The organism is Microbulbifer thermotolerans (assembly GCF_001617625.1).
Classification (GTDB): domain Bacteria; phylum Pseudomonadota; class Gammaproteobacteria; order Pseudomonadales; family Cellvibrionaceae; genus Microbulbifer; species Microbulbifer thermotolerans.
Map to the genome: position 1 here is coordinate 40030 of NZ_CP014864.1, position 13229 is coordinate 53258.

Genomic DNA, 13229 nt, shown 5'->3' on the forward strand with positions numbered 1-13229 from the left:
CCTGTACAATCGGCGCCCTATCATAGCCTTATCCTACACGTGGGTCTTGTATGTCCAATTCCGTACCGACTTCTCCTCTGCTCGATATGCCACTGCTCCCGCCGTTTGACCGTTTGCGGCCGGAGGATGTGGAACCGGCAATCGCCGAATTGATCGATCGATGCTGCCGGAAGTTGCAAGAAGGGCTAAATAAGCCGGGTTGGGAAAGTACCCTGGCTCCCCTGGAAGAGGTCCAGGACCAGCTCAACCGCGCCTTTTCGCCAGTCAGTCACCTTAACAGTGTATTGAGTGGACCCTGGCGGGCGCCTTACGAGGCAGCGTTGGCCCGGGTGACCGCCTATTGGACCGAGCTGGGGCAGAACCGCGATCTGTACGCCATCTACCAGCAGCTGGCGGATTCACCCGCATTCTCTAGCTGGCCGCAGCAGCGCAAGAAAGCCGTGGAATTGGGGTTGCGGGATTTCGTCTTGGGCGGGGTTGGGCTCGAGGGGCGGGCGCGGGAGACTTTCGCTGCCAACAGCCAGCGTTTGGCGGAGTTATCCAGCCGTTTTGCCAATAATGTGCTCGATGCCACCAATGCTTGGACCTGGCATACAGAAGACGAAAGTGAGCTCTCCGGCCTGCCACAGACGGCACTGGCCGCCGCCCGAGCGGCGGCGCAGTCCAGGGGACTGGAAGGCTGGGTGATTACGCTCGAAGGCCCCAGTTATCTCGCGGTCATGACCCACGCCGACAACCGCGACCTGCGGGAGCGGGTGCACAAGGCGTATGTCAGCCGCGCCTCTGACACCGGCCCCAACGGCGGCGAGTTCGACAACTCGGCAGTGATGGAAGAGATATTGCGCCTGCGCTCGGAGCAGGCGCGGCTGTTGGGAATGGCCAATTACGCCGAACTGTCACTGGCCAGTAAGATGGCGCCGGACACTGACAAAGTGCTGGAGTTTCTGGGGGATCTGGCTGCGCGGGCGAAACCGGCGGCGGAGCGGGATTTCGCTGAACTGCAGGCTTTCGCCGCGGAAAAACTCGGCTTGGCTGAACTGCAACCCTGGGATATCGCCTGGGCGTCGGAAAAGCTAAAACGGGCGCGTTACGCGGTCAGCCAGGAGGAACTGCGCCCCTATTTCCCCTACCGCAAAGTGCTCGCCGGTCTTTTCGCGGTGGTGGAAAAACTGTTTGGCGTCACCGTGGAGGAGGATGAGCAGGTACCTTGCTGGCACCGAGATGTACAGTTCTTCTGGCTGCAACGGAACGGCGAGCGCATCGCTGGTTTTTACCTGGACCCCTTTGCCCGCGAGAACAAGCGCGGCGGCGCCTGGATGGACAGCGTTTGCGTGCGCCGGCAGACTACCAATGGCCTGCAGCTGCCGGTGGCTTATTTGGTATGCAACTTTTCCGCACCTACTGCGGACAAGCCCTCCCTGCTGACCCACTACGAGGTCACCACCCTGTTTCACGAATTCGGCCACGGTCTGCACCATATGCTGACCAAAGTGGATGTGGCGGCCGTATCCGGGATCAACGGTGTGGCCTGGGATGCGGTGGAATTACCGAGCCAGTTCCTGGAGAACTGGTGCTGGCAGCCGGAAGTTATCGCGATGATTTCCGGGCACTTCGAAACCGGTGAGCCGCTTCCACAGACACTGTTGGAGCGTATGCTGGCGGCAAAGAATTTTCAGTCGGCCATGTTCACCGTGCGTCAGCTGGAGTTTGCACTGTTCGATTTTAAACTGCACTGCCTCGAGCAGGGCGCCTCCGCCGCCGATATTCAGCAGCTCCTGGACAAGGTGCGCGCGCAAGTGGCGGTGGTCCCGGTAGCCGATGAGAACCGCTTCCAGCACAGCTTCAGTCATATTTTTGCCGGCGGTTATGCCGCGGGCTATTACAGTTATAAATGGGCCGAAGTGCTCTCTGCGGATGCCTTCTCTCTGTTTGAGGAAAAGGGAATTTTCGATGCTGCCACGGGTGAGCGGTTCCTACACGCTATTCTCGAACAGGGCGGCAGTCGCGACGCGCTGGATCTGTTCACGGAATTTCGCGGGCGCGAACCTAGAATAGACGCTTTGCTGCGTCATTCCGGTATAGAGCAACAGGAGTTGAATACAACCCCAGGCTGAGTGCCAGCAAGCAGAAGTGGCGATCACCTATACCGCGCTCTGCCGCTGAACTCACGGCATTCAGGTCAACCAACTGAGCAGTAAAACGATGAAACAAGATGAGGGCGAAAAGCCGCCGAAAAAACGATTTATCGCCGGTGCCGTTTGTCCGCGCTGCGGCCAAATGGACCGAATCGTTAATTATCGTCAGAATGATAAAAATTACCGCGAGTGTGTCGCCTGCGGATTCAAGGACGAAATTCGACTGCAGTCCTCGCCCAGGGAACTTGCCACGCGGGTGCACAGGCCTGCAGGGGAAGAAGAAATCGCGGTACCGGTAAAAATCATTCAACCATCGAAAAAACAAACCTAGTGAAAAAACTGTATCCGCTACTGGCTTTTTTGCTGGTGGTCTCCATAGCCGCTCTCTACGGACTGGACTACTATCGCAACTTACGCGAACAGCAGCGTGAACAAACTGCACACCTGCTGGCCAGCTGCGTTAACCAGGGGTTGCTGGCGTTGTTCCGGCTGCAAGCCAATGACTGGCGCGCGCAGCCGGATTTCCATAGTGAACAGAAACGCAAACTCAAGGAAGTGGAAGCGCAGTTACCGCAACAACTGCTGGAAGGGCAGCCGTTTGCCGAGTGGCAGGAAGCCACGGTTATCTGCGATAAATTGACGCGTCACAGCAATCTGCAGCATGAAACCATCTTCCGCCCCCTGGGCGATTTTGCCGCACCGAAAATGTCCGACAGTCGCACGCTGAAGGATCGCAATGCCCTGAAGCACCGGTTGCGGGTAATTGACCAGCTGAAAATTTCCGCGCAGGCCGCGGACCGCTATCTGCAGGACCTGCTCGCCGATATCGACAATCAATTGCGCAACAGCAATCTGTCTCCACAGAGCCGCGAGCGCGCCCTGCGCGAGATTAACTCCCAAGTGCTGGATTTTTATCGCAAGGGGAAATTTTCAAAAACGCAGGTGGATGCGCATTTGCAACGGGTGGGGCGTTTCTATCGCTTGCTCGCCGATAATCCGGACGGATACAGTCTGCGCGGAGGAAGCCTGTATTTTTATGACCGGAATCTGCGCCGCGAGATCGACAACCTCAACAGCGCCATCCTACAGGGAGAAGCCCAGTTCTATGGGAATTGGGCGCAGATAGTCGAGCGGCAGCAATTGCAGTACAAATAGCGGTAGACTTCGCACTCAGTGCCCGTGTGGCCGGAGTCTCGCGGACATGTCCGCCTCACGCAGCTTAATGTAGTGTATGGATTTGGCGCTCTCCCAACGGGAGGCGCAGGGCAATACCCATTTCCGCTGCCAAGTCCGGCCAGGTACCTGGGGTTTCGATCAAGCGCTGTCGGGCAAGGATCATTGCCACCAGGCTTTCCGGAGCCAGCCGTTGTTTCCGGAACTGGTGGCCCAAAGCCATGCAGATTTGGTCCAAGTCCACAGCGTAAATCTCGCCGAGCAATTCTCTGACCACCAGATTCGCCACCATGGAATCCATCGGCAACAGCGGCATGCCACAGACTGGTTGCAGGTGATCGTTTATCTCCTCGAACGTGCGGTGTGCCAGGTAGGCATCGTCCAACAGGGCTGCCACACCGACTTGCTCCGGGTGCCGCTCCGGTGGTTCGGCAAAACCGTGAACAATTGTCTCCCGTACTGGATTGAAAGGCATTCCGCCCACTTCGCACAGTGTTTCCAGCTGTCGCAGCCACTCGGGTACTACCTGGATATAGCGAATGGCGAACTGCGTAAGCTGCTGCGCAATATCTCTCTGGGATACTTGGATAGCCCGGTGCAGCCGGGGCAGAGAGCGCTGGAGTGAGCGAAGGAAGCGGCCCTGGTGACGCTCGAGCGTGACAGCCCGTTCGATGGAATCTTCTATGATCTTATAGTCGTCACACATCACTACCACTTCTCACATCAACGGCGGTATCCCCTTTTCCGTTGATTTGCGAGGTGGCAATACTGCTAACGACAAAAGAAGATGGATGACTCTGTTGTCCCGGTACTACCCAGGACACTTTTAAAGTGTAGTAGCGATAATATACCGCCAAGCCCAAAGAACGTGAAACAAACCACAAAAATAGGCTGAACCACACGCCATGGTTGCCCCAGCCGCGGGTCAACCACCACACCGGGAAAAACACGAGCACGGTTGCCACAAACATGGAATCGCGCATTTCCCGGCTTTTGCCCACGCCGATAAAAACCCCGTCCAATTGGTAACTCCAGACCGCGATCAAAGGCAGGGTGCAGAGCCACCAATAGGCTCGCTCCGCCTGAGCGATGACAGTATTGAGATCCGTAAACAAGGGCAAAATCAGTGGGCGGCCGAATATGAGCACCAGTGTGATCACAGCCGCGCTGCCCAGAGCCCAGATACCGGCACTGCGCACAGTAGCGTGGAATAAGTGCGGGGATTTCTTTGCCACTGACTCGCCCACCAAGGCCTCGGTGGCGTGAGCGAAACCGTCCAGGGCATAGGAGGTCATCATCAACAGCTGCAACAATATTGCATTGGCCGCGAGTACCGCATCACCCTGCGCCGCGCCCTGGGCGGTAAAAAAGGTCAGGGTCAGCAGAAGCAGGCAGGTGCGTACGAAAAGGTCTCCATTGATGCGAGCCAGTTCCAGCCAGGGTGCGGCAGATCGGTGGGGAAAGAAGTCTGTGCGCTGGAGCTGTCGGGAAATATTTTTCCAGATATCCGCGTCCACCCGCCGCAGCCTGAGCAAGCCGCAGGCGAAGGCACAGACGTCGGCACAGACACTGGCCATGGCTGCGCCTTCTGCGCCCAGGCCGAGGCCGGCGATAAACACCAGGTCCAAGACGATATTAAGGGCATTGGCGGCCAAGAGGATAAACAGCGGTGCGCGGCTGTCCTGCCGGCCGATAAAAAAGCCCAGCAGGGCGAAGTTGGCCAGGGCAAGCGGCGCGCTCAGCAGGCGAATCTGAAGATAGGCTGCAGCGTGGGGCGCGGCCTGCGGGCTGGCGTTCATCCACTGCACGATGACCTCGAGCAGTGGAGAGGCAATAATCGCCAGCAACAGACCGAGAAGCAGCCCCGATAGTACCGCGCGCAGCAGCCAGTCAGCGCCGCCATCACCGCTTCGCGCGACCAGGCCAGTGGTCCCCATACGCAGAAAACCGAAAGCCCACAACAGCATCGACATGACACTCGCCCCTATGGCGACACCGGAAAGGTAAACCGGTGAAGGCAGGTGGCCGAGAATTGCCGTGTCCACGGCGCCGAGCAGGGGCACCGAGATATTGCTGAGAATCATCGGCCAGGCCAGATTCCAGACGCGACTGTTCATTGTGGGTTGTGGTTGCGACATACAGCTATCCGAATATGGGGCACTATCGTTCCCGCCGCTAGCGAAACTGTGCGATAAGGTTGCAGGATTTCCCAGTGCGTCAATACTTTACAGAGACGTGCCGCGGCGCCGTCAGAAGACGTTGAGAGCGGTCTTTATGCGGCCGGTTACGGAGCGGGGGCTGATTGACTTTTCCCCGGCGATATGTTCCTGTTAGCGATGCAGTAGTTGCGACAAAAAGAAACAGGTTGTTGGTTGTACCTTCCGGACGACGACATCTGAAGTAAAAATCTTAACTAAGAATAACAAGTTGCACTGACAGCAGTATCACGGGGATGTCTCCCCGTCCAGTGTATGTAGTCTTGTGTTACTACAGCATGTCCACAAAATCTGTGTGGATTTACTCCGCCGTTGCGGAGTACTCCGGTTATCCGTGGTGGCCAACGGCCGAGAATAATAACGACGGGTTTCGTATCTGAATCCCGCGAAAACACGGAGATCTGTAGGCGATGTTGAAAGGCTTCAAACGGCTGTTCGCCTTCCCGGCCGCCCTCGGCCTCGTCCATTCCTCACTGGCGGAGGAGCAAGGGGCGGAGCGCTGGGGGGTCAATATGAGGCAGGGGGTGACGGAGGTTGCCCAGAGTACTTACGACCTGCACATGCTGATCTTCTGGATCTGCGTGGCCATCGGCGTGCTGGTTTTTGGCGTGATGTTTTACAGCATGTGGCGCCACCGCAAGAGCAGGGGTTACAAGGCCGCGCAATTCCACGAAAGTACAATCGTGGAGCTCGTCTGGACGATTATTCCCACCCTGATTCTGATCGGCATGGCGGTTCCCGCCACCAAGACCCTCTACGATATTTACGACACGGAAGAAGCCGATATCGACATCATGGTCACCGGCTACCAGTGGAAGTGGAAGTATGACTACCTGGGCTCCGATGTTTCCTTTTTCTCCAACCTGTCCACGCCTCGCACTCAAATCGATAACCGCCAGCCCAAGAGCGAACACTATCTCCTGGAGGTAGATGAGCCACTGGTGATACCGGTGAACAAGAAAGTTCGTTTCCTACTCACCGCCAACGATGTTATCCATTCCTGGTGGGTGCCGGAGCTGGCGGTGAAGAAGGACGCCATCCCCGGCTTTATCAACGAGGCCTGGGCCAGGGTTGACGAGCCGGGAATCTACCGCGGCCAATGTGCCGAGCTATGCGGCAAAGATCACGGCTTTATGCCGATTGTGGTCAAGGCGGTTCCGGAGGCCGAGTACAACGCCTGGTTGAGCGAGCGCGCGGTGGCCGCGGCCAAAATGAAGGCGCTTACCGAGAAGACGTTTACCTTCGACGAACTCTTCGCGCGCGGTGAGCAGGTCTACAACCGTACCTGCGCCGCCTGTCACCAGCCCAATGGTCAGGGTGTGCCCGGAGCCTTCCCTGCCATCGCCGGTTCAAAGATCGCCACTGGGCCGCTGGAGGGGCACCTGAACATTGTGATCTATGGTTCCAAGGTCAACCCGGCGATGCAGGCGTTCGGCCAGCAGCTGTCCGAGGTGGACCTGGCCGCGGTGATCACTTATCAGCGCAATGCCTTCGGCAATGATATGGGCGACACCGTGCAGCCCGTCGACATTCTTAATTTCAAGAATCAGCAGTAGAGGAACTGGTCATGGCACACGGCCCGCAATCAGGATTCAAGCGGTGGCTCTTTACCACCAACCACAAAGATATCGGCTCCATGTACCTTTGGTTCAGCTTTGCGATGTTCCTGCTGGGCGGTTGCATGGCACTGGTGATCCGCGCCGAGTTGTTCGAGCCCGGTTTGCAAATTGTGCAGCCGGAGTTCTTCAACCAGATGACTACCATGCACGGTCTGATCATGGTTTTCGGGGCGGTGATGCCCGCCTTTGTCGGCCTCGCCAACTGGATGATTCCGATGATGATCGGCGCACCGGACATGGCGCTGCCGCGCATGAACAACTGGAGTTTCTGGATACTGCCATTCGCTTTCGCGATGCTTTTTTCAACCCTGTTTATGGAGGGTGGGGCGCCCAACTTCGGTTGGACTTTCTACGCTCCCTTATCCACGGAGTATGCACCGCCGAGCACCACCTTCTTCATTTTCTCTATTCATATCATGGGCGCCTCTTCCATTATGGGCGCGATTAATATCATCGCCACCATTCTGAATATGCGCGCGCCCGGCATGACGCTGATGAAGATGCCGCTGTTTGTTTGGACCTGGCTGATCACCGCCTACCTGTTGATCGCCGTGATGCCTGTGTTGGCGGGTGTGGTGACGATGATGTTGATGGATATTCACTTTGGCACCAGCTTTTTCAACGCGGCGGGCGGCGGTGATCCCGTACTCTTCCAGCATGTGTTCTGGTTCTTCGGCCACCCCGAGGTCTACATCATGATTTTGCCGGCCTTTGGTATTGTGTCGACGATCATCCCCACCTTCGCGCGCAAGCCGCTCTTCGGCTACAGCTCCATGGTGTATGCGACGGCCTCAATCGCATTTCTGAGCTTTATCGTCTGGGCGCACCATATGTTTACCGTGGGCATGCCAATCGCTGGTGAACTCTTTTTCATGTACGCCACTATGCTGATTGCGGTGCCTACTGGGGTCAAAGTGTTCAATTGGGTCACGACCATGTTCCGCGGCGCCATGACTTTTGAAACGCCGATGCTTTTCGCGGTGGCCTTTGTGATTCTCTTTACTATCGGCGGTTTCTCCGGCCTGATGCTCGCCATAGCGCCGGCGGACTTCCAGTACCACGATACTTACTTTGTGGTCGCGCACTTCCACTACGTGCTGGTACCTGGGGCTATCTTCTCCATCACCGCTGGTGTTTACTACTGGCTGCCGAAGTGGACCGGAAACATGTACAACGAAACCATGGGCAAGGTGCATTTCTGGCTGGCGTTTATTGGTCTCAACCTGACCTTCTTCCCAATGCACTTTGTCGGCTTGGCTGGGATGCCGAGGCGGATTCCGGACTACGCGCTGCAGTTCGCCGACTTCAACCAGATTTCCAGCATCGGTGCCTTCCTGTTCGGCGCCGCACAGATCGTTTTCTTGTTCAATGTCGTGCGCACCGTGATGGGGGGCAAGAAAGCAACAGACGAGGTTTGGGACAATCCACAAGGCTTGGAGTGGACTGTGCCTTCTCCAGCGCCGTATCACACTTTCAGCACACCACCAGCCGTGCGTTAAGGGGGAGACGGCGATGGGGCTGAGCGATAATGCAAAATTAGCCACCAAGCTGCTGGCGCTTGCCGCCGGCATGCTGGTGTTTGCCATTTTCGTGATGCCTCCCCTGTACAACGCCTTTTGCGAAATTACCGGGCTTAACGGAAAAACGGGCGGCAGATACGAAGCCGTACCTGCCGCAGTGGACTCGGATCGGACGGTAACGGTGCAGTTTGTGGCGAGCAACAACGAGAATATGCCCTGGCATTTCAAGCCGGGCCGGGTGTCAATAAAAGTGCACCCCGGCGAGGAGACAAACGCGGTTTTCCTGGCTTATAACCCGACGGACAGAGATATGGTCGGTCAGGCCATACCCAGTCTGGTGCCCTTCAAAGCCGCGGAGTATTTCCATAAAACCGAGTGCTTTTGCTTCAACCAGCAGACGTTGAAAGCGGGGGAAAGCGCGGAATTGCCACTGCGCTTTATTGTCGATCCGGATTTGCCGCGGAGCGTCAACACCATCACCCTTTCTTATACGCTGTTCGATGTCACGGAAAGAGTTTCAGCCCATTTTGATAACAACAATGCTGACCCCCAGCGAGAGGGATAGAAATTATGGCTACTGAAAGCAGCTACTATGTGCCCGAGCAATCTCGGCTGCCTATTTTCGCCACCATCGGTCTATTCCTGACCGCCTTTGGTGCCGCCTATTGGATTAATGGCGGCAGCGCATATATTTTCTCCGTCGGCGCCCTTGCGATGGCGGCAGTACTTTGGTTCTGGTTTTCCGCGGTAATCAGGGAAAACATGGCCGGCCTGAACAGCGAACAGCTAAAACGCTCCTATGTCTGGGGAATGGGCTGGTTTATATTTTCAGAAGTCATGTTTTTTGCCGCCTTTTTCGGCGCCCTTTACTATATTCGCACTTACTCAGTTCCATGGCTCGGCGGTGAGGGGGATCGGGGACTTTCCAATATGCTGTGGGAGGGGTTTGAAAGTAACTGGCCACTGTACGTAACGCCAGATGCCGCTGCCCACGGCGATGCCGCGAAATTTGTGGGTCCAAAGGAAATCATAGACCCCTGGCATTTGCCGCTGTTGAACACTGTTATCCTGTTGTCTTCCAGCGTTACAGTCCACTTTGCCCATGTCTTTCTGAAAAAAGACAAGCGCCAGGCGTTTAATATTTGGCTGGGTATCACCGTTGTACTCGGTGCACTGTTCCTGTTCTTCCAGGCGGAAGAGTATTACGAGGCGTATAAACATCTCGGTCTCACCCTGGAATCCGGTATCTATGGAACCACTTTCTTTATGCTGACCGGTTTCCACGGCGCCCACGTGACGCTCGGGACCATAATGCTGCTGATTATGCTGCTGCGTTCAGTGATAGCGCACCATTTCAAACCGGACGATCATTTCGGCTTTGAGGCGGCCAGCTGGTACTGGCACTTCGTCGATGTAGTATGGGTGGGGCTGTTTATTTTCGTCTACGTGCTGGGATCGTAATCCCGGTCACCGAAGCGGTCTCAGGTAGTCATAGATACAAAATTGCTACGGTGCCGCCACCCTGACAGCGAAGACCGCTCAATACTTGTCGGCCCAGGGTGCGGTATTGGAAAGCAGACCGCTGTCAAACCCATACCAGATGGCTAGCAACAGCAGTGCTGCCAGGGTAATGCGGATGCCCAGTGCGTAGAGTGTGCGTTTGGATTCCGGAGCGCCCATATCGCGCAGAAGGAAAAACAGAGCACTGGACAAGCTGGCCAGCACGGCGAGAAATAAAAACACAATAACGATTTTCAGCCACATAGTTTATTTGCCATTTTTATTGTAGGGGCCCGCTAGCGGGCCGGAATCGGCATGACTGTACAAGCATCATCAGTGCCAGCGAAGAAGGCCAGTGTAGCACTGATACGCAGCTGGCCTCTTACTCTGTTCAGCAGTCTGCTGTTTCCACTGCTTCTGTGTCTCGGCTTCTGGCAGCTGCATCGCGCTGGGGAAAAAGCCGCGATCAATGCCGCTATAGACGCCCGATTGTCATCACAGCCGCGCTCCATCATCGAACTTGGTGAGGACCTCGATAACTACCAGCCGGTGCGTCTACATGGCCGTTATACCGATGAATATTACCTGTTGGACAATCAAACCAGGAATGGCCGTCCCGGTTACGAGGTACTTCAGATTTTCGTATCCGGCGGGCAGCGCTGGATAATCAACCGGGGATGGGTGGCGGCACCGCCGCAGAGGAATGAGCTGCCAGAAATCCATTGGCCAATGGCGGCCAAGGTAATAACCGGGTTTCTTTATCCGGTCGCAACAAGCGACAAGGGGCGGAAAACCACGAGTGAAAAAAGAATACAGAGGGTTAACACGGTATTTACTGGTCGTCTACAGTTGGCGCGGCCCGACTGGTCCATTCGCTTGACGGCGGATTCGGACACAGCGTTGGTGACGGACTGGCAGCTGTTAAACAGCCCGCCCGAGCGTCACCAAGCATATGCCACACAGTGGTTTGCTATGGCTATTGCGCTTGTGATCCTGTGGTTTTTCGCGGCGACAAACCTGCCGCGGAAGTTGCGAGAGTAAGTGTAGATCCAGCAAACCAGCAAAAAACGCGTAGAGGTGACTGAACAGTGAACCAATACAAGGGTATTGCGGCTAATAGTCGGGAGTTGCCCTCTGCCCGCAGCCGTCTTCAAGGGGTTTTGATGATCGCCGCCGTGCTCGTACCGATGGTCGCGGCCTATATCGTCTACTACACCGGGTACGGCATACCCGACGGCAGGATTAACCAGGGTGAGTTGTTGCATCCGCCGGTGAATATCCTGAATCTTCCTTTCAGCGACTTGAGCGGAAAACCACAGACATTCGCCGGGGAAAAGGCTAAGTGGCGCTACCTGATCATACCGGGTGGTGAGTGCGACACAGACTGTGAAAAAATACTCTACACCAGCCGTCAAGTGCATATACGCTTGGGTGACAAGGCGAACCGGGTAGAGCGTTTGCTGGTAGTGATGGCACCACCGTCGGACGGTCAGTTGCAAATGCTGCAGCGGGAACATCCACGGTTGCGCCTAGTGCGCCTGGAGGAACGCGCATGGCAGCAGCTGCACCAACAGACAGAACACCGTAACATCTCTGATCCCAGGCTGTTGCTGGTGGATCAGCAGGGCTTTGCGATGATGGCTTATGACAACCGCCACAGCGGCAACCAGCTGCTGAAGGATATCAAGCGCTTGTTGAAATACTCCTATGAGCAGTAAAGGAGAGACAATGAATTCATACACTGCACTATCTGCCGACGGTCAGCCACATACGGACTGGCGCCTGCGTTTGACGCTGATCGGATGTGCCCTGGCGCTGGTGGTGGTTGTGCTCGGCGCTTTTACCCGTCTGATGGATGCCGGTCTTGGTTGTCCCGACTGGCCTGGCTGCTACGGTCACCTGACGTGGCCGGTTGAACAGCACGAAATAGAAAGTGCCAACGTCGCATTCCCCCACGCACCGGTTGAAACCGACAAAACCTGGCCGGAGATGGTGCACCGCTACTTTGCCGGCGCCTTGCTGCTACTGGTTGCGGGGCTTACGGCGCTGACGTGGCGCCGCCGGGGGCAACGCGCTTTTATTCAAATCCATATTCTGCTCGCCCTGATCATTTTGCAGGCGGCCTTTGGTATGTGGACCGTGACCCTCAAACTGTGGCCCCAGGTAGTGACCGCACACCTGCTCGGGGGCATGGCGACCCTGTCGATGTTGTGGCTGATTGCCGAGCGGTTGAGAAACTCGCCGCCCAACAAAGGGCGGTTTATCCCCACGCATGAATTCCGTGCACTGCAGAAAATCCGCCCACTGGCGTTTGCGGCTGTTGTGGCGGTCGTGTTGCAAATCGCCTTGGGGGGCTGGACCAGTGCCAACTACGCGGCTCTCGCCTGTGCGGACTTCCCCACCTGCCACGGCCAATGGTGGCCGGAAACGGATTTTCTGCAGGGCTTTAATATTGCTCAGCAGATCGGTCCCAACTATCTGGGTGGCGCACTGGAAAGCGATGCCCGTACCGCGATTCACTTGACGCACCGGATTGGCGCCCTGGTGGTCACTATGCTGGTGTTGACCCTTGCTGTGCTCGCCTGGCGCGCGGGATCGCGCCGCTGGGCTATTGGCCTCGCCGTGGTGCTCTGTCTGCAGGTGTGCCTGGGAATTGCCAATGTATTGCTCTCCCTGCCGCTGCCGATTGCCGTGGCGCACAATGCCTGTGCGGCGGTGTTGCTGTTGGGACTGCTGACATTCGCTTACCGGATACAGACAGCGCAGCCGGCGGCATCAGGCACTATGACTTCACGAGCCGTTTCGCCGGGCGATGATAGCGTGCTGGTGACAGACCTGTGAAAAAGTTATTGAGAGTGTTAGGAATTTGGAAAGGTATGGGTTCCCCTGTTTTTGTTAAGGAACTTCTGATTAATTCGTACAAGCGCTGTAGTTAATTTGCGGCGCTCAGGCCTTGCAACCTCTTTACTGTCGGGAAGCGAATTATTCTGAGACTCCTTAAAACCCAAGGGATAAAAACAGTCACCGAAGGCCCCCACGTCCAACCGTGTGGTTGCTATGATTGAT

At 56.3% G+C, this 13229-nt stretch carries 13 protein-coding genes; 10 read left to right on the plus strand and 3 right to left on the minus strand.

Annotated elements, in window-relative coordinates; all coding sequences use genetic code 11:
* Positions 1–50 precede the first annotated feature (50 nt).
* The 3 genes from A3224_RS00185 to A3224_RS00195 all read left to right on the plus strand — a co-directional run bounded on the left by A3224_RS00185 (position 51) and on the right by A3224_RS00195 (position 3290).
* Positions 51–2114, plus strand: coding sequence for a M3 family metallopeptidase (locus A3224_RS00185; protein ID WP_067149892.1), 2064 nt, complete (start codon positions 51–53; stop codon positions 2112–2114).
* A gap of 88 nt (positions 2115–2202) precedes the next feature.
* Complete coding sequence (locus tag A3224_RS00190; RefSeq protein WP_067149896.1) at positions 2203–2466, plus strand: YheV family putative zinc ribbon protein; 264 nt, start codon at positions 2203–2205, stop codon at positions 2464–2466.
* A complete protein-coding gene (locus tag A3224_RS00195) occupies positions 2466–3290 on the plus strand; it encodes a hypothetical protein (RefSeq protein WP_067149899.1) in 825 nt (274 codons plus the stop codon). Before A3224_RS00190 ends, A3224_RS00195 begins: the two co-directional genes overlap by 1 nt.
* A 64-nt stretch (positions 3291–3354) precedes the next feature.
* Here the strand turns inward: A3224_RS00195 and A3224_RS00200 are convergent, their stop codons facing one another.
* Together A3224_RS00200 and A3224_RS00205 are read right to left on the minus strand one after the other, a co-directional pair.
* Positions 3355–4014 (minus strand): hypothetical protein, encoded by a 660-nt coding sequence (locus tag A3224_RS00200; RefSeq protein ID WP_067149902.1) that lies wholly within the window; start codon positions 4012–4014, stop codon positions 3355–3357.
* Positions 4007–5446 (minus strand): MATE family efflux transporter, encoded by a 1440-nt coding sequence (locus tag A3224_RS00205; protein ID WP_231902420.1) that lies wholly within the window; start codon positions 5444–5446, stop codon positions 4007–4009. Before A3224_RS00205 ends, A3224_RS00200 begins: the two co-directional genes overlap by 8 nt.
* Positions 5447–5934: 488 nt before the next feature.
* Here A3224_RS00205 and coxB point away from each other — a divergent pair, with 488 nt between their 5' ends.
* From coxB to A3224_RS00225, 4 genes are read left to right on the plus strand one after another with little or no spacing between them, the layout of a single operon-like run.
* Positions 5935–7080, plus strand: coding sequence for a cytochrome c oxidase subunit II (gene coxB / locus A3224_RS00210; protein WP_067149905.1), 1146 nt, complete (start codon positions 5935–5937; stop codon positions 7078–7080).
* Positions 7081–7091: 11 nt separating this feature from the next.
* Positions 7092–8642 (plus strand): cytochrome c oxidase subunit I, encoded by a 1551-nt coding sequence (ctaD, locus tag A3224_RS00215; RefSeq protein ID WP_067149908.1) that lies wholly within the window; start codon positions 7092–7094, stop codon positions 8640–8642.
* 13 nt (positions 8643–8655) lie between these two features.
* The gene (locus A3224_RS00220; protein ID WP_067149911.1) at positions 8656–9228 is read left to right on the plus strand and encodes a cytochrome c oxidase assembly protein; all 573 of its coding nucleotides are present in this window, start codon (positions 8656–8658) and stop codon (positions 9226–9228) included.
* Positions 9229–9233: 5 nt separating this feature from the next.
* Positions 9234–10124 carry a cytochrome c oxidase subunit 3 gene (locus tag A3224_RS00225; RefSeq protein WP_067149914.1) on the plus strand — a complete coding sequence of 297 codons (891 nt, stop codon included), beginning with the start codon at positions 9234–9236 and terminating at the stop codon, positions 10122–10124.
* A gap of 78 nt (positions 10125–10202) precedes the next feature.
* Here A3224_RS00225 and A3224_RS00230 read toward each other — a convergent pair whose 3' ends face one another.
* Complete coding sequence (locus tag A3224_RS00230) at positions 10203–10427, minus strand: DUF2909 domain-containing protein (RefSeq protein WP_067149917.1); 225 nt, start codon at positions 10425–10427, stop codon at positions 10203–10205.
* 51 nt (positions 10428–10478) lie between these two features.
* On the opposite strand from A3224_RS00230, the gene A3224_RS00235 reads away from it, so the two are divergent.
* The 3 genes from A3224_RS00235 to A3224_RS00245 are packed head-to-tail and all read left to right on the plus strand — an operon-like array spanning position 10479 to position 13004.
* On the plus strand, positions 10479–11204 hold the full coding sequence (locus A3224_RS00235) for an SURF1 family protein (protein ID WP_067149920.1): 726 nt from the start codon (positions 10479–10481) through the stop codon (positions 11202–11204).
* 47 nt (positions 11205–11251) lie between these two features.
* Positions 11252–11881 (plus strand): hypothetical protein, encoded by a 630-nt coding sequence (locus A3224_RS00240; RefSeq protein ID WP_067149922.1) that lies wholly within the window; start codon positions 11252–11254, stop codon positions 11879–11881.
* 10 nt (positions 11882–11891) lie between these two features.
* Positions 11892–13004, plus strand: a complete 1113-nt coding sequence (locus tag A3224_RS00245; protein WP_082817329.1) for a COX15/CtaA family protein — start codon at positions 11892–11894, stop codon at positions 13002–13004.
* Positions 13005–13229 lie beyond the last annotated feature (225 nt).

Coding starts and splice junctions, on each gene's coding strand:
- A3224_RS00225 (WP_067149914.1), top strand. CDS start 9,234: ATGGCTACTGAAAGCAGCTACTATGTGCCCGAGCAATCTCGGCTGCCT.
- A3224_RS00190 (WP_067149896.1), top strand. CDS start 2,203: ATGAAACAAGATGAGGGCGAAAAGCCGCCGAAAAAACGATTTATCGCC.
- A3224_RS00245 (WP_082817329.1), top strand. CDS start 11,892: ATGAATTCATACACTGCACTATCTGCCGACGGTCAGCCACATACGGAC.
- ctaD (WP_067149908.1), top strand. CDS start 7,092: ATGGCACACGGCCCGCAATCAGGATTCAAGCGGTGGCTCTTTACCACC.
- coxB (WP_067149905.1), top strand. CDS start 5,935: ATGTTGAAAGGCTTCAAACGGCTGTTCGCCTTCCCGGCCGCCCTCGGC.
- A3224_RS00230 (WP_067149917.1), bottom strand. CDS start 10,427: ATGTGGCTGAAAATCGTTATTGTGTTTTTATTTCTCGCCGTGCTGGCC.
- A3224_RS00205 (WP_231902420.1), bottom strand. CDS start 5,446: ATGTCGCAACCACAACCCACAATGAACAGTCGCGTCTGGAATCTGGCC.
- A3224_RS00200 (WP_067149902.1), bottom strand. CDS start 4,014: ATGTGTGACGACTATAAGATCATAGAAGATTCCATCGAACGGGCTGTC.
- A3224_RS00220 (WP_067149911.1), top strand. CDS start 8,656: ATGGGGCTGAGCGATAATGCAAAATTAGCCACCAAGCTGCTGGCGCTT.
- A3224_RS00185 (WP_067149892.1), top strand. CDS start 51: ATGTCCAATTCCGTACCGACTTCTCCTCTGCTCGATATGCCACTGCTC.
- A3224_RS00235 (WP_067149920.1), top strand. CDS start 10,479: ATGACTGTACAAGCATCATCAGTGCCAGCGAAGAAGGCCAGTGTAGCA.